This window comes from Geomonas terrae, assembly GCF_004791675.1.
In the GTDB taxonomy this organism is placed as follows: domain Bacteria; phylum Desulfobacterota; class Desulfuromonadia; order Geobacterales; family Geobacteraceae; genus Geomonas; species Geomonas edaphica.
This window is the reverse complement of sequence record NZ_SRSC01000001.1, coordinates 41,326-62,009: the sequence shown is the minus strand read 5'-3', so window position 1 is coordinate 62,009 and position 20,684 is coordinate 41,326. Positions and strand designations below refer to the sequence as shown.

Below are 20,684 nucleotides of genomic sequence, written 5' to 3'. Positions count from 1 at the left end.
GGCGAAGGGGGGACAGGGGGGATTTGATCTTTATTCAATTCAATTTCATTCAAGGAGGTGGGAAAATGGAAAACCTACTGAAGCTCGGCGTCCCCAAAGGGAGCCTGGAGAATGCCACCGTAGAGCTGTTCAAGAAAGCCGGTTGGCAGATATCGATTTCATCGCGCAGTTACTTCCCCGGCATCGACGACAAGGAGATCAAGTGCTCCCTGATCCGTCCGCAAGAGATGGGGAAATACGTCGAGCGCGGCACCATCGACGTCGGCATCGCCGGTCGTGACTGGATCCGCGAGAACGACTCCGACGTAGTGGAAGTCTGCGAGATGGTCTACTCCAAGGTCTCGCGCCGTCCCGCCCGCTGGGTGCTCGTCGTGAACGGCGACTCCAAGATCAAGGGACCCGAAGACCTGAACGGCGCCACCATCTCCACCGAGCTCGTCGGCTTCACCAAGCGCTACTTCGCCGAGCGTAACATCTCCGTCAACGTCGAGTTCTCTTGGGGCGCCACCGAAGCCAAGGTAGTCGAGGGGCTGTGCGACGCCATCGTCGAAGTCACCGAGACCGGCTCCACCATCAAGGCCAACGGGCTTAGGATCGTCACCGAGCTCATGGAATCCGTCCCCGTCATGGTTGCCAACAAGGCCTCCTGGGAGGACCCGTGGAAGCGTGAGAAGATCCAGCAGATCGCGACCCTGTTGCAGTCCGCGCTAAGAGCCGAAGGGATGGTCGGTCTCAAGATGAACGCCCCCCAGGACAAGGTAGCCGCCATCACCGCCGTCATCCCGAGTCTGAAGAGCCCGACCGTCGCCAATCACTACAATTCCGACTGGGTTTCCATCGAGAGCATCATGCCCGAACAGGAAGTGCGCCGCATCGTCCCCGAGCTCATCAAGCTCGGCGCGGAAGGGATAGTCGAATATTCACTCAACAAGATCATCTAGCCGCGGCACCCCGCATATAAAACCTAAAGCCGGCCACCTTGAGGTGGACCGGCTTTTAAAATGCAGGAAGATGCCTGACGCGCCTACCGGTAGGACCACGCTTTCCATACCTTCCCAAGAGGATCCCCGTACTCGATGTGCCCATTAGGAATGATTGGGCACAAGCCTGATTTCCAGCTTGCAGTCCACGGCGGCAGCATATTTGCGGAGCATCTCCAGAGAGGGGGAATGGCGGTGAGAGCCGAGAGAACCTTCTACTCTGGCCAGCGATGGCTGCGAAATCCCCATTCTCGTCGCCACTTCTTCCTGAGTTAATCCCGCCTGCTTTCGAGCCGCTAAAAGCGCATCCAAAGTTGCAAACTCATCCTCCAACGCATCCCAAGCCTCTTTGAACTCGGGAGCCTCAAGTTCTTTTGCCAACGTCTTTTCAGGGTTATAAGAAACCGGCTTATAGCTCATTTCCCTGGACCTCCTTTTGTCGTACGCGTGCCTTCTCTATTTCCTGCTTTGGTGTCTTCTCTGTCTTCTTGATGAACCCATGCAAGATGACGATTTTGCGCCCGACTAAGGTGCAAAAAAAAGCTCGACCGATTCCTTCTTCACCCTTAGCACGTATCTCGAAAAGCCCGTTGCCTAACGCGCGGGTATGCGGCATGCCCAGGTTCGGTCCGTGGATCTCAATTCGGATGGTCAAAGCCCGAAACCTGGCCCGCAAACCTACGGGCCACGCGTCGAATTCCTCCTCAACTTCCTCGTTGTAGTAGAAGAGACGGTAGCGCATGGTCAGGATATATCATGGATGTTATAAGTGTCAATGTAAGACGCGGACGCTTCGGGAGAAGGGAGGGAGCCTCTCTCCAGCAATGGAAAAGTCATGCACTGCGACGGATGATTAATCTAACGCGATGGATAAGTCGTGTACCGCGATGGATGATTAATCTAACACGCTGGATAAGTCGTGTACTGCGATGGATGATTAATCTAACGCGATGGAAGAGTCGTGCACCGCGATGGATGATTAATCTAACGCGATGGAAAAGTCGTGTACCGCGATGGATGATTAATCTAACGCGATGGAAAAGTCGTGTACCGCGATCGATGATTAATCTAACGCGATGGAAAAGTCGTGTACCGCGATGGATGATTAATCTAACGCGATGGAAAAGTCATGTATCGCGATGGATGATTGATCTAGCGCGATGGAAAAGTCGTCTATCGCGATGTATGATCAATCTAACGCGATGGAAAAGTCGTGTACCACGATGGATGATTAATCTAACGCGCCGGATAACACGTTTATCGCAATAGATAACACGTGTATCGCGGTCGATGACTTTTATACCGGGGAGGATCGTAGCTATGGGAATGGGTAACAGCCTGTGGGAGGGAAGATGGAGAAAAGTGAGGGGGTGTCTGCAGGCACCCCCTCTGCTTTTTCGAGATCAAGCCGGTTCGCCTTCATCGTCCTTGGCGGGCGCCGCGTAGTTTGCTGCGCTTGCCTTGGGACGACCCCTTCTGTCCCTGGTGAAATCGAATCCAGAAGCGAGGAGAATCTCCGGGGTACGCACCGCGGCCATCTCCAGGAATGAAGCGATCTGGTCCAGGTACTCGACGAGTTGCTGCTGGAGCATATCGCGCTCGGCTATCACCAGCCTGCTGCCGAGCATGGACTCGTGATATACCGCATCGTGCTTGTCCGATGCTTCGACATACGACGTGACTATCGCGAGAATCCCCCCCCAGAACGCGTCGCTGAACCTGGTTTTGTGATCGCTGTCTTCACCCTCTGGTTGGTCACATGAAACTTCGTTGGCCCGAGGTTCCTGTAGTTCCGCTGTATTCGGTGACTTACCATGTGTACCTCCCTTCATCCGCGTGCGCGAATGACAGATGTACTGCTGTTGGTTTTTTCTAATAATCCTGAGCGCCCCCATAAAAATATATGCTGACGAAGGTTATGCAAGCTCTTTCCTGCAGAAAATACGATCGGCTGCTATCAGCGCCGGCATCTGGTAACTCGGTTTCCGATGGGGGCGGCTTATGGAGTTCGGGCGTGATTTGAGAGGCGTTCAGAAGCTCAGGGGGCGGGTGCGGAAATGTGGTGCAGGCGAGGTCGGCTGCGCTGGTCGTAGGACCTGCTCCGGGGTGTCCGGAGGTCGTTTTTTACATGTAGGCGGACGTTTTGCTACCTTCTCTTCTCGTGCGCCTTTTGGCCGTGCACCCGCTCATAGGCGCGGCAGAAGGGGCAGATGTCCTCTTCCACCTTGGTCACGAAGTCGTAGACCATGCCCTTCTGGTGGTAACGTGCATGCAGACATACCGGGCAGAGCTCGCATACCTTTGCCATGGCCTTGTCGGTGGAGGTCGGTTCGTTGTGTGGCGTTGTCATGGGGAAGGCTCGCTTAAAGGGTTGTGAAATGGGATGCCTATCCTAGATCAAAGCACCCCGCAAAAGCAATCACAACCGGAGTCAGGTTAGGGGGGTGGACGTTTGCAGGGCGACCGGCATGGCCCTTCCGGCGATGGTCCCCATCTCGACGTTGCATGGGGGGGCGCTTGCTCCGTACTCGTTGGCAGCCTCCCGCAGCGTTATGAAACGCACCCGTCGCTTCGAAAGCGCCGTGAGGAGATCCCGGAAGGTGTCGATCATGGCGTTACCCTCGAGTTCTGCGTGGATGGTGTGAACGTTGAGCCCGGGACGCAGGCGGGCAAGGTAAACGTCGTTCACCGTCGCGGCGGTGACGCCGTTTTCTCCGATGAGTTCGTCCATGGTGGGCCAGGTTGAAGGGATCTGCAGCGTCCGAAACCGCTTTCCGGCGAGCACTGGATAGAAGGGGGCGTCTCCCCTCGTATCGCTGCAATAGGCGAAGCCCATGGCATCCTGAACCTCCAGGGACGCGGAACTTACCGTCCACCCTGGCGCGGCACAGGTCCGGGCGCGGCAGCTAAAGATCGTCTCGAAGGTGGACGCGGCGCGTTCCAGAGCTGCTTCAACCTGCTCCGGTGTGAAGCGGTGCAGATGATCGTGCCAGTCGACGTGGTCCCAGCAGTGGATTCCCACCTCGTGTCCCGCATCCCTTACGCTCCTGATGACGTCCGGCAGTCCTTGGCCGATCATCGGGGCGGGGAGCAGGGTGCCGTAGAGCATGGTCTTCACCCCGTACGTGGCGGGCGCCTTGGTCCGCAGCATTTTGGCGAGAAAACCCTTGTGCAGCAGGCGACGCACTGCCTTGCCGGAGTTGTCGGGGCCGAAGGAGAAATAGAAGGTGGCGCGCACCCCGAACTCGTCCAGGATGCGCAGCAGGTTCGGAATGCCGTCGCGGGTGCCGCAAAAGGTATCGACGTCGACTTTCAGGGCAACAGTTTCGTTGCTGTTTTCAGGCATGTCGTCTCCGTTAGCGTGATCAGGCAAGGAGCTCGCCCAAGCAGGGGGTCTTTTCGACGAACGCTTCGGCGGAAAGTTCAGCCTCTCCTTCCACCTGCAGGCGCTGAATTTCCAGCAGCCCCGCGCCGGTGCCGACACGCAGCGGCTCTGTAGAGACCACGCGCCCCGGTTCAGCCGCCCCTTCCACCGGAAGCGCCTGCCAGATGAAGACCCTGCGTCCGGATAACGTGGTGAAGGCGCCGGGATACGGGTGTGTTACGCCGCGTACCAGGTTGTAGATGCGTTCCGCGCCGAGGTGCCAGTCTATGCGGCCGTCTTCGGGACGGCGGCCGCCGCAGTAGTTCCCCGCCTTGAGATCCATGGGGATGCGGGGCGCGGTCCCGGCGACAAGCTGCGGCCACGTCCGGCGCAGCACGGTTACCGCGGCCTCGGTGACCTTTTTGAAGACGTCGAAGGCGGTATCCTCGAAGGCAATCTCCACCGCTTCCTGGTCGACGATCTCGCCTGCGTCGGGCTTCTCCACCATGTAATGCAGGGTGGCACCGGTTTGCTTCTCGCCGTTTATCACGGCCCAGTTGATCGGTACGCGCCCGCGGTACTTCGGGAGGTAGGAGCCGTGCAGGTTGAGGGCGCCGCGCCGCGCAAGGGCGAGCACCTCCGGCTCGATCATGTTGCGGTAGTAGAAGGAAAGCAGGAAGTCGGGGGCGAGTGCCGCGACCCTCTCGCGGTTCTCGGCAGCGTTGATGCTGCCGGTAACACAGGGGATGCCGTGGCGCGCCGCGAGTTCCCGCACGCTGTCAAACCAGATCTCTTCGTTCGCCGAGTCCTCGTGGCTGAAGACGAGACGGACGTCGGCTCCCTGCCGGATCAGCTCCTCGAGGCAGCGGTAGCCCACGTTGTGGTAGGCGCAGACGACGACCTTATCCTTCATCGCTTCCTCCGTGGATCCTGCGCACGACGTAGCGCGGCCTGCGCCGAACCTCCTGGTAGATCCTCCCCACGTACTCCCCGACGATGCCGATGCCGAAGATGGTGATGCCCAGGAAGAAGAAGAGGATGGCGAAAAGGGTGAAGACACCTTCGACCTCCGCGCCGACCACGAAGCGCCTGACGATGAGGAAGACGGCAAAGGCGACGGCGCCGAGCGAGGTGATGATCCCGGTGAGGGCGAAGAGCTGCAGCGGCACCACCGAGAACCCGGTCATGAGGTCGAAGTTAAGACGGACCAGCTTGTAGAGCGAGTACTTGCTTTCCCCTTCGCTGCGTTCCGCGTGCGCCACGGTGATCTCGCTCGGGCTGGAGGCGAAGGTCTGGGCGAGGGCGGGGATGAAGGTGCTCGCCTCGCCGCAGCGGTTGATGTTGTCCACCACGTTACGGTGGTAGGCCCTCAGCATGCAGCCGTAGTCGGTCATCTTCATGCCGGTCATCTTGCGCGTGGTCATGTTGACCAGGCGCGAAGCGCCTTTGCGGAAGAAGGTGTCCTGGCGCTTCATCCGGATGGTTCCCACCACGTCGTGCCCTTTTTCCATCTCGGCCACGAGCTTGGGGATCTCTTCCGGCGGGTTCTGCAGGTCGGCGTCCAGGGTGACCACGATCTCGCCGCGGCTGATCTCGAAGGCCGCGAGGATGGCCATGTGCTGACCGAAGTTGCCGTTGAACTCGACCACGCGCACCTCGGGATGGTTCCCCGCCAGGCGCTTCAGTATCTCAAGGGAACGGTCACGGCTGCCGTCGTCGGTGAAGATGATCTCGAAAGGACGTCCCATTCCCTTGAGCACGGGGTAGAGGCGCCCCATCAGGTTTTCCAGGTTCCCTTCCTCGTTGTAGACGGGAACCACTATGGAGAGGTACGGGATCATTTGCGGTTCCTTGCTATCACGGTCTTCACCGCCTCGACCACGTCGCTTGCGTCCGCGTCGGTCATCTTCGGGAAGAGCGGCAGCGACAGGATGCGGTCCGAGGCGTAGTCGGCGTTCGGGAGTGAACCTTCCGGCTGGGGCAGGTTGGCCTGGTACCAGGTATGCTGGTGTACCGCCTTGTAGTGCAGCCCGCTGCCGATGTTGAGCTCCTTCAGTTTCGCCATGAAGCCGTCGCGGTCGATGGACAGGTGCTCGATCTTGACGAGCGGCGTGTAGAGATGCCAGGCATGGCGCTGATGATACGGGGCGTACGCCGGAAGGCAAAGCTCGGCCACGTCGGCGAAGGCCGCGTTGTAGAAATGGGCGATCTCGGTGCGCCGGTCGATGAAGCCGTCGAGCTTGGGAAGCTGGTGGATGCCGATGGCGGCCTGGATGTCCATCATGTTGTACTTGAAGCCCGGGAGCACGATGTCGTAGTTCGGCGTCCCGCTCGCGGCGAAACGCTTCCACGCCTCGCGGCTCATGCCGTGGAACTTGAGCAGCGACACCTCTTCGGCAAGAGCCTCGTCAGGCGTGCAGACCATGCCGCCTTCGCCGGTGGTGATGTTCTTGTTCGGGTGGAAGGAGAAGATGGAGATGCTGTCCAGGGAGCCGATCCTGCGCCCCTTGTACTCGGTCCCGGCGGCGTGGGCCGCGTCCTCGATGACGGTGAGATCGAACTCGCGGGCGAGCTCGAAGATCGGGTCCATGTCGCAGGGCTGCCCGGCGAAGTGCACCGGGATGATGGCCCTGGTGCGGGAGGTGATCTTCTCGCGCACCTTTGTCACGTCCAGGTTGAGGGTCCCAGGCTCGATGTCCACGAGGACCGGCTTCAGACCGCACAGCACGCAGATGCTCACCGTGGAGGCGAAGGTCATCGGCGTCGTGATCACCTCGTCCCCCTCCTGGAACTTGAGTGCCAGCAGGGCGAGGTGAAGCCCCGCCGTGGCAGACGAGAGGGGGACCGCGAACGGCGCGCCGACATAGGAGCGGAACTGCTCCTCGAAGCGTTTTACTTTCGGGCCAGTGGTGATCCAGCCGGATTTTAGAGAGTCGACCACCTCGGCGATCTCTGCGTCGTCGATGGTCGGAGTGGAAAAGGGCAGAAACTCGCTGCGCACGTGGCCTCCGGAATTACAAAAGGTGCTGGATGGTTTCCCGCTGCTCGATCAGGTAGAAGTCGAGGGTCTGCCTCAAGGCGTCTTCCACGGAGGTGGACGGCTCCCATCCAAGGCGCTGTTTCGCGTTCTTCACCGAGGGGACCCTGTTCAGCATGTCCTGGTATCCCTTGCCGTAGAACTCGGCGGAGGTCACCTCGATGATGCGGCACGCATTCGCCCTCTCCTCGTAACCGGGATACTGCCTTACCAGTTCGAGCAGCTTTTCGGCCAGCTCCTTGACGGAGAGGTCGTTGTCAGGGTTACCGATGTTGAAGATGCCGGCTTCGGCGCAGCCGTCGCGGTTTTCGATGATGCGCATGAGGCAGTCGATCCCGTCCTCGATGTAGGTGAAGGAGCGGCGCTGTTCGCCGCCGTCAACGAGCTGGATCGACTCGCCGGCCAGGATGTTGTAGAGGAACTGGGTCAGGACGCGGGAGCTCCCTTCCTTCGCGGTGCTGATCGAGTCGAGCTTCGGGCCTATCCAGTTGAAGGGACGGAACAGGGTGTAGCGCAACCCCTCATGGGCGCCGTAGGCGTAGATGACGCGGTCGAGCATCTGTTTCGCGCAGGAGTAGATCCAGCGTTCCTTGTTGATCGGCCCCAGCATGAGCGGGGAAGTTTCCTCGTCGAACTCGCGGTCCGGGCTCATGCCGTAGACCTCCGAGGTGGAGGGGAAGATGATGCGCTTGTTGTACTTCGCGCACTGGCGGATCACCTTGAGGTTCTCCTCGAAGTCGAGTTCGAAGACCCGCAGCGGGTCCTTCACGTAGGTGACGGGGGTGGCGATGGCGACCAGCGGCAGCACCACGTCGCACTTCTTGATGTTGTACTCGATCCACTCCTTGTTGATGGTGATGTCGCCTTCAAGGAAGTGAAAACGCGGATGCCCCATGGAGCGCTCCAGTTTGTCGCAGGCCATGTCGAGGCCGTAGACCTCCCAGTCCGTGGTGGTGAGAATACGGTGGGTGAGGGCGTTGCCGATGAAGCCGTTCACTCCGAGGATCAGTACTTTCATATCTTTCTCCTTTGCTGCAGATGAGGCTTAGGCGGCATGCGAGGCCGCCTGCAGGTTTATCTGTTGGTTACGAGGTAGTGCTTGGAACTTTGCCAGAGGATGCGCGGTGAGGCCTTGCCGTCGCGGGAAAGTTCGGGCAGGTACTTGCGCAGTATCATCGCGTACACGGGCCTCGGTCCGTCCCAGAGCGCGAGGAAGCGCGTCCGGTCGAGGAACCAGGCGGACTGGTCGCCGATCTTGCTGCCGAATTCGATTTCGCCGGTGCCGCCGAAGATCGCCACGCGGCGCCCCGAGTAGAAGGAGAGCCCCTGGCGCAGGCCTTGGCTTACGAGCACCGCGTCGGGGCCGGCCAGCTTTTTCACGATCTCACCCGGCTCCCGATACGATTTACGCTCCACGAAGAGCGGATAGATGAAGTGTGGTGCGACCAGGAATAACAGGACCGAGCCGAGCAGCATCCCCGTGAAGAGTCCGCGCGGGTCCTGACGAATGGCGGACCCGACGGAAAAGGCCCCCTGCACGAGCAGTATCGAGCCTACGACGAGTCCGCCGATCGGGGCGACGAGCGGCCTGTGGGCGACCAGCGGGTAAATCATCGAACCGCAGCCTAAAAGGACGAGGAGCCAGCCGAAGGCGAGCGCCGGGCGGCGCAGGGGGCGGAAGTCACCGTTCAGCGCCTTGTCGAACAGCACGGCGATCAGTATGGCGAGCGCCGGGTAGACCGGCAGGATGTAGGCGGGCAACTTCGAGTTCGACTTGGAAAAGAACAGGAAGATGATTATGGCCCAGAGTGCAAGGTAGAGGCGGGACTCTCCGCCGTGAACGGAGCGCTCGCGCCAGAAGCCGCGCAGCGCCGCCGGAATGAAGAAGGACCATGGGATCATGAAGCCGCAAAGGATCGGTACGAAGTACCAAAACGGCTGATAGCGGTGGTGCACTTTGGTCAGGAAGCGCTCGAAATGCTCGTGGATGAAGAAGAAATTGAAGAAATCCGGGTTGCGCTGGCACACCATCACAAACCATGGGGCGGCGACCGCGAGAAAAAGTATGATCCCGGTGGGAAGACGCATCTCCTTCAGGATGCGCCAGCGCCGGGTCAGCGCGATGTGCCAGAAGATAACCGCGCCGGGGAGGACGATGCCGATCAACCCCTTGGCGAGGACCGCGAGAGCGGCGAAAAGGTAGAAGAGGTAATAGTAGCCGGGCCTTGGGCGGTCGGCGTCCCTGGCGGCAAGGATGTAGCTTCCAAGGGCCACGGTCATGGTGAAGGTGAGGGGGATGTCGGTCAGGTTCATCCTGCTCTGAATCAGGAAACCGGTGCAGCCTCCGAGGACGAGGGCGCTTAGCAGCCCGACACGGCGTCCGAAGAGTTCGCGCCCCAGATGGTAGCTGAAGAGCACCGTGCCGAGTCCACACAGGGCGCAGGCGAGACGGGCGGCAAACTCGTTGATGCCGAACAAGGTGAAGGAGAGTGCGTTCAGCCAGTAGAGAAGCACGGGCTTTTCGAAGTACAGGACGTAGTTCAGCAGTGGGGTGATCAGGTCGCCGCGCTCCAGCATCTCGCGCGGAATCTCCGCGTAGCGGGTTTCGTCGGGGTCGATGAGCGGGTATTGGCCGAGCAACTGCAGGAAAAGTACACCAAAGAGAAGGGCAAGTATCAGGATGTCACGGCGGCGCGACGCGTCGGGGCGGGTCACGAAGTCAATCGGATTCTGCATGGGGCACAACTCCAGGGATGCGGTCGATCTCGGTGACCCCTCATGGCAATCCCGAGCGCATGCCAATATAGGAAAATGTGTATTACCTGAAAATGACATCAACATTACAATACTGTCATCTGGAGGGGCGTCGGCCGCTCCGAAGACGGGTGAAGAGCTGAAAGACGCCGCGCCGCTCGCTCGTGGCGTCAAGGGCGCGGCGTCCTCGGAATGCCGGATCAGTCCGTGAGCAGTATCGTGGAGCCTGTGGTTTTGCGGCCCTCCAGGTCCTGGTGTGCCTTGGGTGCGTCCTGCAGGGGGTACTGCTGGTTGATCTCGATCTTCACGGCGCCGGAGGCGACCACGCCGAAGAGCTCGGCGGCGGCTTCTTCGAGGTCCGAGCGCTGCGCGATGTAGGTGGCGAGGGTGGGACGGGTGACGTAGAGTGAGCCCAACTGGGAGAGCAGCAGCAGGTCGAGCGGGGGGACCGGCCCCGAGGCGTTGCCGAAAGAGACCATCAGCCCGCGGGGGCTCAGCGACTTGAGCGAGGTCTCGAAGGTGTCCTTGCCGACGGAGTCGTACACGACCGCGGCGCCTGCGCCGCCCGTGATCTCCTGCACGCGCTCGAGGATGTTTTCTCTCCGGTAGTCGACGCAGAAATCGGCGCCGTTTTGCCGCGCGAGCTTGCACTTCGCTTCTGACCCCGCCGTACCGATCACCTTCGCCCCCAGCATCCTCAGCCACTGGCAGGCGATGGTCCCGACGCCGCCTGCTGCCGCGTGGAATACCACCGTGTCGCCGGCCTCCACCCGGTAGGTCCTGCGGATCAGGTACTGGACGGTGAGCCCCTTCAGCATCATGGCTGCCGCCTGCGCGAAGGAGATATCGTCGGGAAGGAGGCAAAGCCGCTCAGCCTTGATGTTGCGCACCTCGCAGTACGCCCCCATAACGCCTGCGTAGGCGACGCGGTCACCGGGTTTGACGAGCGTCACCCCGGCCCCGACGGCCTCGACGATGCCGGCGCCTTCGTTGCCGGCTATGGACGGCAGAGGCACCTTGTAAAGCCCGCTGCGCTGGTAGACGTCCACGAAGTTCACCCCAACGGCCTTGTGGCGGATGCGCGCCTCTCCCGGTCCCGGCTCCGGCACCTCGATATCCATCCACTTCATTACCTCAGGACCTCCGAACTGTTCAAAGCATATAGCTTTAGGCATTGTAGTCTCCTGGAGCAGCGGGCTTTCTTTTTACCCTACCTGCTGATTGTGTATTGTCCTCAAGTAGATCTCAACTTGTGCCGAAAGTCCAGTTATTGACCTGGCAGTATTGCGTCTGTGAGTGAAATGCAGCAGCCAAATGATAGCAGGAGGAGCAGGCTATGAACAGCAGCGGGTTCAGCATAAAGGTGAAGGTTCTGGGCGGGGCGTCACTCGTCGTCATGTTGCTGGCAGTGGTATTGATCGGCATCGCGCGGCACGCCATCCTGAGCACCAACGAGACGGGGTACGAGACACTCAAGGCTAAAGCCATCGAGTCGCGCAAGCAGGAGCTGAAGAGTGAGATTGCGGTGGCGCTTGGTGTCATAGATGCGGTGTACAAAGAGGCCCAGGCCACCGGGGGCGACATGGAGGCCGCCAAGAAGCACGCCATGGAGCTGTTGCGTCCGGTCAGGTTCTTCGAGAACAGGAGCGGCTACTTCATGCTGCACCAGTTGGAAGGGGAGCGCAGCCGGGCCATCATGGTTCCGGTGAAGCCCGAGCTTGAGGGTAAGGACATCACCGACCTGAAGGACAAGAAGGACAAGATGTTCGTGCGCGAGTTCGTCAAGGCAGCGCGCGCCGGCGGCGGTTTCGTGGAGTACTCCTTCCCGAAGACACCGGACGGCCCGCCGTTGCCGAAGCTGACCTACATCGGCCACTTCGCTCCATGGGACTGGGAGGTCGGCACCGGTGTGTACACGGATGATCTCGAAGCGGAGGCGGCAAAGGTGAGGGAGCAGGGTATCGCACACGCGAACCTGCAGTTCTCCTGGATGCTGGGGACGGCCGCCTTGGTGCTCGTCCTGAGCGTTGCCATGCTCGGCTTCGGCGTGGGGCTTGCGCTTAAGCCGTTACGGAGCATCGTCGATATGGCCCGGGAACTGGCCCAGGGGGAGGGGGATCTGACCAGGAGGCTGCCGGTCCAGGCGCAGGACGAGGTGGGAAAACTCTCCGAGGCGTTCAACCTGTTCATCGAGAAAATACAGATGATCATGCAGGAGGTGGTCTCGGAAAGCCGCGAGGTCGGCAACTCGAGCGAGCGTCTCTCCGGCATCTCGAACGGCATCGCGGCGGACATCGACGAACTCGCCGCGAAGTCCGCCTCGGTGGCGACCGCAAGCGAGCAGATGGCGGCCACCACCAACGACATCGCCGCCAACTGCATCAGTGCGGCCGAAGGGGCGAAGCTTGCAAGCGACAAGGCGACGGCCGGCTCATCCATCTTGGACAAGACCCTGGACTCGATGCGCAGGCTTGCCGAGCAGGTGACCGCATCGGCGCAGACGGTGGAGGGACTGGGGGCCCGCTCCGACCAGATCGGTGCCATCATCAGCACCATCGAGGATATCGCCGATCAGACGAACCTCTTGGCGCTGAATGCGGCCATCGAGGCGGCACGTGCCGGCGAGCAGGGGCGCGGTTTCGCGGTCGTCGCCGACGAGGTGCGTGCCCTGGCCGAGCGTACCGCCCGGGCCACCCGCGAGATCGGCGAGATGATCAAGGGGATCCAGTCCGAGACAAAGGCGGCCGTTGCCGTCATGGAGGCGGGGGTGCGCGAGGTGGAGATCGGCAGCGAAGAGGCCGCCCGTTCCGGAACCGCGCTGAAGGAGATACTCGACCAGGTGGACCGTGTCGCGGGGCAGGTGAACCAGATCGCCACCGCAGCAGAAGAACAGAGCGCCGCGACCGGCGAGATCGCGGCCAACGTGCAGCAGGTGAACGAGGGGCTGCAGGGGGGGGCGAGGAGCCTCAGGGACTCTTCGCAACTGGCGCGCGGCATGAAAGATCGCTCCGACGGCCTGAACCGCGTCATAGGGAGGTTCCGCCTCTCCTAGCCGCAGCTCTCTTCGCTTGCAAAGAAAAAGGCCGCCCTTATGAGGCGGCCCTTTTTCTTTATGCTGTACAAAGCCACGGTGAACTTACTTCAAAACCCTAGGAACAGGAAGTCCAAAGCGGCGACGATCTCAGCACGTGAATCTTTGAGAGTGCCTACCTTTGCGCCAAGCTCACGGACGTGGACGCCAGACAGTTCCGCCGTTGACATGATAACGTTGGTCCCTTTCACTTCGAACTGCGGGTTGAGAGGACGGATTGAATGGCCCATTGCTGCGACGGTAACAAGCGGGACTACGACACGAGTAGTCAGCTTGTTTAACAAGTCGGCCTGCACGTCCATGAGATACGGTACCGATGTTCTGGAAACTTGGTCGGTGTTCTCATACACGTCGAATTGCGCCATCAGAACAGCCTCCGCCCGTCCCCGAAGGTTCCCTCCGCTTCAATACGACAATTGTAATCATCGACCGCCTCTTTGTTCTCCTCGTTCCAGTGCAGGTAGAAGTCTTCCCTCAGCATCTCGGTAAGACGTGCTTCCAGGGCCTGCGACAAATTAATGCGCCGCTCTTTTGCTAGGCGCAACAGGTCGCTGTTGATACTCAGATTGGCCGCCTTTTTGGGGGCGTCAGGGTCGAAGAGGTTTACTTGCATGAATGCCTCCTGCGCATCGGTTATGCGCATAGCATACCGGCATTTTTCTTTCCCTTCAAACTTTCTCTCTGTGGCCATCCGACGAGTTGTTTCGACTACGCAAAAAGGCCGCCCCGTGAGGACGGCCTTTTTGCTATCTATGCTTGCTGCCACGAGGGCGGCCGGAGGCGCGAAAGCTCGCGTTGCTGCCGGTCGCCCCCGTGACAATGGGTTACGAAACCATTTCGCAGTCGTCTTCAGGCCAGCTGTCGAGGCTGCCGTCGGAAAGTTCCACCTGGACAGTGTCCCCCTCGATGGTGCAGCCGTAGCTCAGACCGGTCTCGCCGGTCTTCTTGTTACGCACCTGCACCCGCTGCTCCTTTCTTTCCGTGGTATCACAAATCTCCGAATGTACCCGTTTCATGGTAGCCTCCTGAGTCGTTGTTCTAATGATAGCAACGTCGAAGCGCGATGCAACTAGAGAACTGCGGCAACCTCCGGTGCTGCGGTTTCCTTGAACTGCTCGAAGTTGTGACGGAACATCTCGACGAGCTTTTGTGCCATCGCGTCGTAGGCCGCCTTGTCGCTCCATGCGTTTCTCGGGTTCAGGATCTCGTTGGGCAACCCGGGGCAGGAGACGGGGATGTCGAGCCCGAAGACGGGGTCCTTCACGAAGCTCCCCTTGGCGAGCGTGCCGTCGAGCGCCGCGTTCACGAGGGCGCGGGAGTAGGCGATCTTCATCCTGCCCCCGACGCCGGGACCGCCGCCGCTCCAGCCCGTGTTGACGAGCCAGCAGTCCACCTTCCTCGAGGCGATCTTCTTGCCCAAGAGGTCGGCGTAGAGCGAGGGCTTGAGCGCCATGAAGGGAGCGCCGAAGCAGGCGGAGAAGGTTGCCTGCGGTTCGGTGATCCCCGCCTCGGTGCCGGCGACCTTTGCCGTGTAGCCGGAGAGGAAGTGGTACATCGCCTGCTCTGCGGTGAGCTTCGCGATCGGCGGAAGTACCCCGAAGGCGTCGCAGGTGAGCATGATGATGTTGTTCGGGTGCCCTCCCGCCCCGGTGGGGACGATGTTGGGGATGTGGGTGATGGGATAGGAGGCCCGGGTGTTCTCGGTGAAGGAGGCGTCGTCCAGGTCGATACGGCGCGAGATGGTGTCGATGGCGACGTTCTCGAGGATGGTGCCGAACCGCCTGGTGCACTGGTAGATCTCAGGCTCGCTCTCGGCGGAGAGGTTGATCACCTTGGCGTAACACCCCCCCTCGAAGTTGAAGACGCCGTTCTCGTCCCAGCCGTGTTCGTCGTCGCCGATCAAGAGCCGGTTCGGTGCCGCGGAGAGCGTCGTCTTGCCGGTGCCGGAGAGACCGAAGAAGACGGCGACGTCCCCCTGCGGGCCGGTGTTGGCCGAGCAGTGCATCGACATCACGTTCTTTTGCGGCAACAGGTAATTGAGCACGGTGAAGATCGATTTCTTGATCTCCCCTGCGTAGCTCGTGCCGCCGATGATGACGAGCTTCCTCGCGAAGTTGATGATGATGAAGGCCTCGGAGTTCGTGCCGTCGATCTTTGGTTGGGCGTGGAAGGCGGGAAGGTCGATGACGGTGAACTCGGATCTGTGGGTGAGAAGCTCTTCCTGGGTGGCGCGCAGGAACATGTTGCGTGCGAACAGCGAGTGCCAGGCGCGCTCGCTTATGATGCGCACCGGGATGCGGTGCGCGGGGCTTGCGCCGGCGAAGCAGTCCTGCACGAAGAGGTCGCGCCCCTGCATGTAGTTGCACATCTTCTTGTAGAGTGCATCGAAGCGTCCCGCTTCAAAGGGGCGGTTCACCTTGCCCCAGTTGACGAGGTGGCTGCTCGATGGCTCCTCGACGATGAACTTGTCGTTAGCCGCGCGCCCGGTGTAGTGGCCGGTCTTTACGGTGAGGGCTCCCAAGTGGGAGATGAGTCCCTCGCCGCGCCGGACCACCTGTTCGTAGAGAACTGAGGTGGGGGAGGTCCAGTAGATGAGGTTCGCGTTGGTGATGCCGTGTTCTTCCAGTCCATTGCCTCTGGTTATGTCGTTTAATCTCACTGCTCCCTCCTTCTCATTGGATCTGCGACAAGATTAAAAGATAACAGGGGCAGGTCTGTTTGCAACCTGGGCGGCAATGAGAAAGGGCCCCGGTCTTTCGACCGGGGCCCTCCGTTGTTGCATCGGTTTTTCAACGCGTTAGTCGTTGAAGCCTTCCTCCGGGGTCAGCGGGTTGAACTGCTCCCAGTGCTCCGGGGAGCGCCACAGGCCGGAAAGGATCATCTCGCGGATGTGGAGGAACTCCTTCGGGAGGCGGTCGTACATCTTGACGAAGAGCTCCTCGTGGGAGAGGATCTCCTCCTTCCAGACGTCACGGTCGATGGACATGAGCTCGTGGTACTGCTCGCGGGAGACGTCGTTCAGGCCGGTCCAGTCGATGTCCTCGTAGCGCGGCATCCAGCCGAGCGGGCTCTCAACGGAGGCGCCGCGGCCGTTGGCGCGGTCGGCGATCCACTTCAGAACGCGCATGTTCTCGCCGAAGCCCGGCCAGAGGAACTTGCCGTTGGCGTCTTTTCTGAACCAGTTGACGGAGAAAATGCGCGGCGGGTTCGGGGTGGTGCGGCCGACCTGCAGCCAGTGGTTGAAGTAGTCCGCCACGTGGTAGCCGGTGAACGGCAGCATAGCGAACGGGTCGCGGCGCACGTTGCCGATGGCGCCGACCGCGGCAGCGGTGGTCTCGCTACCCATGGTGGCGGCCAAGTACACGCCGTAGCTCCAGTTGAAGGCCTGGTACACGAGCGGGATCACGTTGTTGCGGCGGCCGCCGAACACGAACGCCTTCATCGGCACGCCCTTCGGGTCTTCCCAGGCGGGGTCGATGGAGGGGCACTGGGAGGCCGGGGAGGTGAAGCGGGAGTTCGGGTGCGCGGCGTTTCTGCCGCACCCTGCGGTCCACGCGTTGCCCTGCCAGTCGGTGAGCTTCGCGGGCGCCTCGTCGGTCATACCTTCCCACCAGACGTCGCCGTCTTCGGTGAGTGCGACGTTGGTGAAGATGGTGTTCTTCGCGCAGGAGTGCATCGCGTTCGGGTTGGACTTGAACGAGGTGCCCGGGGCCACACCGAAGAAGCCCGCTTCCGGGTTGATGGCGTAGAGCTGGCCGTCGGGGCCGGGCTTGATCCAGGCGATGTCGTCGCCGACGGTGGAGATCTTGTAGCCGCTCTGCTTGAAGTGGTCGGGCGGGACCAGCATGGAGAGGTTGGTCTTGCCGCAGGCGCTCGGGAAGGCGGCGCCCAGGTAGGTCTTCTCCCCTTCCGGGGTCTCGATACCGAGGATCAGCATGTGCTCTGCGAGCCACCCTTCGTCCTTGGCGATCTTGGAGGCGATCCTCAGGGCAAGGCATTTCTTGCCGAGAAGGGCGTTGCCGCCGTAGCCGGAACCGAAGGACCAGATGGAGCGCTCCTCCGGGAAGTGAACGATGTACTTCTCCTTGTTGCACGGCCAGGGTACGTCTTTCTGCCCCGCGGCGAGCGGTGCGCCGACGGAGTGGAGGCAGGGGACGAACTCGCCGTTCTCACCCAGGATGTCGATGACCTTCTTGCCCATGCGGGTCATGATCTTCATGTTGACCGCGACGTAGGCGGAGTCGGAGATCTCAACGCCGATCTTGGCGATGTTGGAGCCCAAGGGACCCATGGAGAAGGGGATGACGTACATGGTGCGACCCTTCATGCAGCCGGTGAAGAGGCCGGTCAGGGTCTTCTTCATCTCTTTCGGGGGCGTCCAGTTGTTGGTCGGGCCTGCGTCCTGTTTCGCGATGGAGCAGATGAAGGTGCGGTCTTCGACGCGTGCGACGTCGCCGGGGTCGGACCAAGCGAGGTAGCTGTTCGGACGCTTCTCCGGGTTCAGCTTCTTGAAGGTGCCCCCCTTGACGAGCTGCTCGCAGAGGCTGTCGTACTCCGCCTCGCTGCCGTCACACCAGTGGATCTGGTCCGGCTGGCACATCTCTGCCACTTCCTTCACCCAGGCCAGCAGTTGCTTGTTCTTTACTTCGTAACTCATGCCTATTCCCTCCTTTGGGTATTTCGACGCGATAACACGTGACGCTAATGTCTCTTGGGTGTTGCTGATCATCGTTTCCATGGGTCACCCTCCTTCGCCTAAGTGGCGGAAGACCGAGAGGAGACGGCGGGGTGCAAACGTATCCGCTGCCGGAATTTCCGGTCGGTCTGCTGTTTGATGTTTTTACTGCGTTCGATTTTCGGGACTGTGATGACTGAGAACTGCGGGATTGCAGGGACCTCTGGTGCGGGGGATGTTGCAGTGAGTCCTCGCCCTGTGTCTTGTTCTTCCGTCTTCTTCACTGTGCCTTGCTGCTGCGAGTCGCCCGTTATTGCCGGGGAACCTTATGCCTTTGCTGCATCGAACGTCTGTCTTCTCACCTCCTTGTTTTGTAGTTTTAATTATCGCACTGTAACACAGCGTACAATGAAAGCAAGTTCTAAACGGCTCGGCGCCCCAATTGACAGGCTGAGGCGGTCTGTTAGACTTTTGCGGTCCCAGAACAGATACCGAGGGGGTGTTTAATGGAGCCTTACATCTGCACCGTATGCCAGTATGTCTATGACCCTTACGTCGGCGACCCCGACAACGGCGTGCCGCCGGGAACACCCTTCGCGGACCTGCCGGACGACTGGGTCTGTCCCATCTGCGGCGTCGGTAAGGAGGCCTTCGAGCCTGAGTAAAGCATTTAAAAAGGGGGGGAGCTGAACTGCTCCCCCCCTTCGTCTGTTAGAGACCCTGCAGGATCCCCTCCAATTCGGTTGTAATCTGTTTGAGATCTTCCAGCTGCATGTCGCCCATGTGGGCCACGCGGAAGGTCTTCCCTTTCAGTTTCCCGTAGCCGTCGTCGAACGCAATGCCGCGCTCACCCAACTGTTTCTTCACAAGGCCCAGGTCCACGCCGCGGTCGTTGGTCGCGCAGGTGAGGGTGACGGAGCGGTACCCTTCGGCTGGAAGGATGCCGAAGCCCTTCTCCCCGACCCAGGCGCGCATGAAGTCGGCCATATCCTGGTGACGCTGCCAGCGTTTCTCCAGTCCTTCGGCGAAGATCCTCTCCAGCTGCAGGTCCATGGCGTAAATGAGCGAGATGCACGGGGTGGACGGGGTGTTGTCCTTCTCGTCGGCGGCGAGGAATTCCAGGAAGTCGAAGTAGTAGCCGCGCCCCGGGACGTTCTTCGCGCGCTCCAGCGCCTTCTCGCTTGCGGTGAAGACGGCGAGGCCCGGCGGCAGGGCGAAGGCCTTTTGCACCCCGAAGACGCAGCAGTCGATCCCGATCTCGTCGATGGGGATGTTGAGTGCGCTCATCGAGGATACCGTGTCGACGATGGAGACGACGTCCGGGTACTTCTTGAGCACCTCGCCGATCTCGAAGAGCGGGCTCATGGTACCGGTGGACGTTTCGTTGTGGATGAGGGTGATGGCGTCGTACTTGCCGGTGGCAAGTGCTGCGTCGACCATCTCGGGGGTGATCGGCTGTCCCCACTCGGCCTTGAAGGCGTCCGCCTCCTTGCCGCAGGAAAGGGTGACCTTGTGCCACTTGTCGGAGAAGGCGCCGTTGCAGAAGTTCGCGCAGCGCTTGCCGACGAGGTTGCGTACCGCACCTTCCATGGCGCCGAAGGCGCTCGAGGTGGAGAGGAACACTTTGTCGGAGGTGGACATGAGCCGCTTCAGCTTATCGGTGACGCCCTTGTGCAGGCGGGCGTACTCCGGCATGCGGTGGCCGATCATCGGGGTTGCCATGGCCTGGAGGATCTCCGGGCTCACCTCGATCGGTCCGGGGATATACAGCTTCTTGTGCATGTAGGGCTCCGTTCCTGAAGTTTTAGAGATCTTGCCGGCAGCGTGCGGCGGGAGGGCGGGGGTAGGGCGTGAACGACCGACACAACGGGGTTCAGTCCTGCTGCAGGCGGATCGCCAACCTAGCAGATTCCGCTTGCAATGTCAATTCTCGCGCGAGGGAAAAGAGCCTTTGCGGACTGTATCGGAGGAGGCGTCGTACCCATTTAGAGTTGTCTCTTGCTGGCCCATACTCTAACAATGAGGGTCCCTGTGTCAGGCGGCTCGGGAGAAAGGGCGCACCTCGGTCTCCAGTCGCCCCTGCAATGCCTCCAGCGCGACTTCCATGTCGTAGTTGTTCTGCAGGTTGAGCCAGAACTGGGCTTCCATTCCGAAGAAGCGGCCGAGACGCAGCGCGGTGTCCGCAGTGACTGCGCGCCGCCCATGAACTATTTCATTGATGCGGCGAGGGGTAACGCCGATGTCCTTGGCAAGCCGGTACTGGGTGATCCCCATCGGTTGCAAGAACTCGGCAAGAAGGATCTCGCCGGGGTGTATCGGGGGGAAATCTCTCGTGTTCATCGCTAAACCTCCTCAGTGGTAGTCGACGATCTCCACACCAACTGCGTTGCCGTCATCCCATTTAAAGCATATGCGCCATTGCCGGTTGATCCTGATACTGTGTTGCCCTTGGCGGTCGCCGCGTAGGGACTCCAGGTTGTTGGACGGGGGGACCCTCAAAGTTTCCAGCATGGTTGCCGCGTTCAGCATGGCGAGTTTCATGGCAGCCGTTCGCTGGATGTCCTGCGGCAACCTTGTGGAAAACTTCCCATTGAAGAGCCTTTCCGTTTCCTTGTCCTTGAAGGAGATGATCATTGCGATGATATCCTTTTGAGATATGGCGGTCAAGGGATATGCCCCCGCAGTGGGGTGTGCCGTTCGCTGCGTAAGCCCGTTGCCGACGGCCTTTTGGGCCTAAATTGTATATGTTGCTTATTGGTCGGCAAAATGTTAAACATACCGGC

Annotated in this window: 22 protein-coding genes; 3 read left to right on the top strand and 19 right to left on the bottom strand. The window is 60.5% G+C overall.

What is annotated here, in order from left to right:
• Positions 1–65 precede the first annotated feature (65 nt).
• Positions 66–941 (top strand): ATP phosphoribosyltransferase, encoded by an 876-nt coding sequence (gene hisG / locus E4633_RS00300; RefSeq protein WP_135868295.1) that lies wholly within the window; start codon positions 66–68, stop codon positions 939–941.
• A 144-nt stretch (positions 942–1,085) separates the two neighbouring features.
• Here the strand turns inward: hisG and E4633_RS00295 are convergent, their stop codons facing one another.
• From E4633_RS00295 to E4633_RS00245, 11 genes are all read right to left on the bottom strand, one after another.
• Positions 1,086–1,400, bottom strand: a complete 315-nt coding sequence (locus tag E4633_RS00295; RefSeq protein ID WP_135868294.1) for a helix-turn-helix domain-containing protein — start codon at positions 1,398–1,400, stop codon at positions 1,086–1,088.
• Positions 1,390–1,722, bottom strand: coding sequence for a type II toxin-antitoxin system RelE/ParE family toxin (locus tag E4633_RS00290; RefSeq protein WP_135868293.1), 333 nt, complete (start codon positions 1,720–1,722; stop codon positions 1,390–1,392). Before E4633_RS00290 ends, E4633_RS00295 begins: the two co-directional genes overlap by 11 nt.
• A 661-nt stretch (positions 1,723–2,383) precedes the next feature.
• Positions 2,384–2,608: a hypothetical protein gene (locus E4633_RS20695; RefSeq protein WP_246037846.1), complete on the bottom strand. Its 225-nt coding sequence runs from the start codon at positions 2,606–2,608 to the stop codon at positions 2,384–2,386.
• Between the two features lie 518 nt (positions 2,609–3,126).
• Positions 3,127–3,330: a hypothetical protein gene (locus E4633_RS00280; RefSeq protein ID WP_135868292.1), complete on the bottom strand. Its 204-nt coding sequence runs from the start codon at positions 3,328–3,330 to the stop codon at positions 3,127–3,129.
• Positions 3,331–3,411: 81 nt separating this feature from the next.
• The gene (locus tag E4633_RS00275) at positions 3,412–4,326 is read right to left on the bottom strand and encodes a polysaccharide deacetylase family protein (protein ID WP_135868291.1); all 915 of its coding nucleotides are present in this window, start codon (positions 4,324–4,326) and stop codon (positions 3,412–3,414) included.
• A gap of 19 nt (positions 4,327–4,345) precedes the next feature.
• On the bottom strand, positions 4,346–5,257 hold the full coding sequence (locus E4633_RS00270; protein WP_135868290.1) for a formyltransferase: 912 nt from the start codon (positions 5,255–5,257) through the stop codon (positions 4,346–4,348).
• Complete coding sequence (locus E4633_RS00265) at positions 5,247–6,185, bottom strand: glycosyltransferase (protein ID WP_135868289.1); 939 nt, start codon at positions 6,183–6,185, stop codon at positions 5,247–5,249. The genes E4633_RS00270 and E4633_RS00265 overlap by 11 nt, the downstream gene beginning before the upstream one ends.
• Positions 6,182–7,345 carry a DegT/DnrJ/EryC1/StrS family aminotransferase gene (locus E4633_RS00260; protein ID WP_135868288.1) on the bottom strand — a complete coding sequence of 388 codons (1,164 nt, stop codon included), beginning with the start codon at positions 7,343–7,345 and terminating at the stop codon, positions 6,182–6,184. Before E4633_RS00260 ends, E4633_RS00265 begins: the two co-directional genes overlap by 4 nt.
• A gap of 13 nt (positions 7,346–7,358) precedes the next feature.
• Positions 7,359–8,399, bottom strand: coding sequence for a bifunctional UDP-4-keto-pentose/UDP-xylose synthase (locus E4633_RS00255; protein ID WP_135868287.1), 1,041 nt, complete (start codon positions 8,397–8,399; stop codon positions 7,359–7,361).
• Between the two features lie 56 nt (positions 8,400–8,455).
• A complete protein-coding gene (locus E4633_RS00250; protein WP_135868286.1) occupies positions 8,456–10,117 on the bottom strand; it encodes a phospholipid carrier-dependent glycosyltransferase in 1,662 nt (553 codons plus the stop codon).
• A 218-nt stretch (positions 10,118–10,335) separates the two neighbouring features.
• The gene (locus tag E4633_RS00245; RefSeq protein WP_135868285.1) at positions 10,336–11,310 is read right to left on the bottom strand and encodes a quinone oxidoreductase family protein; all 975 of its coding nucleotides are present in this window, start codon (positions 11,308–11,310) and stop codon (positions 10,336–10,338) included.
• 161 nt (positions 11,311–11,471) lie between these two features.
• Here E4633_RS00245 and E4633_RS00240 point away from each other — a divergent pair, with 161 nt between their 5' ends.
• Positions 11,472–13,187 (top strand): methyl-accepting chemotaxis protein, encoded by a 1,716-nt coding sequence (locus E4633_RS00240; protein WP_135868284.1) that lies wholly within the window; start codon positions 11,472–11,474, stop codon positions 13,185–13,187.
• Positions 13,188–13,276: 89 nt separating this feature from the next.
• On the opposite strand, the gene E4633_RS00235 is transcribed toward E4633_RS00240, so the two are convergent.
• From E4633_RS00235 to E4633_RS00215, 5 genes are all read right to left on the bottom strand, one after another.
• Complete coding sequence (locus tag E4633_RS00235) at positions 13,277–13,591, bottom strand: CcdB family protein (protein ID WP_135868283.1); 315 nt, start codon at positions 13,589–13,591, stop codon at positions 13,277–13,279.
• Positions 13,591–13,839, bottom strand: a complete 249-nt coding sequence (locus E4633_RS00230) for a type II toxin-antitoxin system CcdA family antitoxin (RefSeq protein ID WP_135868282.1) — start codon at positions 13,837–13,839, stop codon at positions 13,591–13,593. The genes E4633_RS00235 and E4633_RS00230 overlap by 1 nt, the downstream gene beginning before the upstream one ends.
• A 211-nt stretch (positions 13,840–14,050) precedes the next feature.
• Positions 14,051–14,242 carry a hypothetical protein gene (locus E4633_RS00225; protein WP_135868281.1) on the bottom strand — a complete coding sequence of 64 codons (192 nt, stop codon included), beginning with the start codon at positions 14,240–14,242 and terminating at the stop codon, positions 14,051–14,053.
• A gap of 53 nt (positions 14,243–14,295) precedes the next feature.
• Positions 14,296–15,885, bottom strand: coding sequence for a phosphoenolpyruvate carboxykinase (ATP) (gene pckA, locus E4633_RS00220; protein ID WP_135868280.1), 1,590 nt, complete (start codon positions 15,883–15,885; stop codon positions 14,296–14,298).
• 138 nt (positions 15,886–16,023) lie between these two features.
• Positions 16,024–17,964: a phosphoenolpyruvate carboxykinase (GTP) gene (locus tag E4633_RS00215; RefSeq protein ID WP_281276106.1), complete on the bottom strand. Its 1,941-nt coding sequence runs from the start codon at positions 17,962–17,964 to the stop codon at positions 16,024–16,026.
• Between the two features lie 443 nt (positions 17,965–18,407).
• Here E4633_RS00215 and rd point away from each other — a divergent pair, with 443 nt between their 5' ends.
• A complete protein-coding gene (rd, locus tag E4633_RS00210; RefSeq protein ID WP_129127127.1) occupies positions 18,408–18,566 on the top strand; it encodes a rubredoxin in 159 nt (52 codons plus the stop codon).
• 46 nt (positions 18,567–18,612) lie between these two features.
• Here rd and E4633_RS00205 read toward each other — a convergent pair whose 3' ends face one another.
• From E4633_RS00205 to E4633_RS00195, 3 genes are all read right to left on the bottom strand, one after another.
• Positions 18,613–19,683, bottom strand: a complete 1,071-nt coding sequence (locus E4633_RS00205; protein ID WP_135868278.1) for a pyridoxal-phosphate-dependent aminotransferase family protein — start codon at positions 19,681–19,683, stop codon at positions 18,613–18,615.
• 252 nt (positions 19,684–19,935) lie between these two features.
• Positions 19,936–20,241, bottom strand: a complete 306-nt coding sequence (locus tag E4633_RS00200) for a HigA family addiction module antitoxin (protein ID WP_135868277.1) — start codon at positions 20,239–20,241, stop codon at positions 19,936–19,938.
• Between the two features lie 12 nt (positions 20,242–20,253).
• Entirely contained in the window at positions 20,254–20,535 is a 282-nt protein-coding gene (locus E4633_RS00195) for a type II toxin-antitoxin system RelE/ParE family toxin (protein WP_135868276.1), read from the bottom strand.
• Positions 20,536–20,684 lie beyond the last annotated feature (149 nt).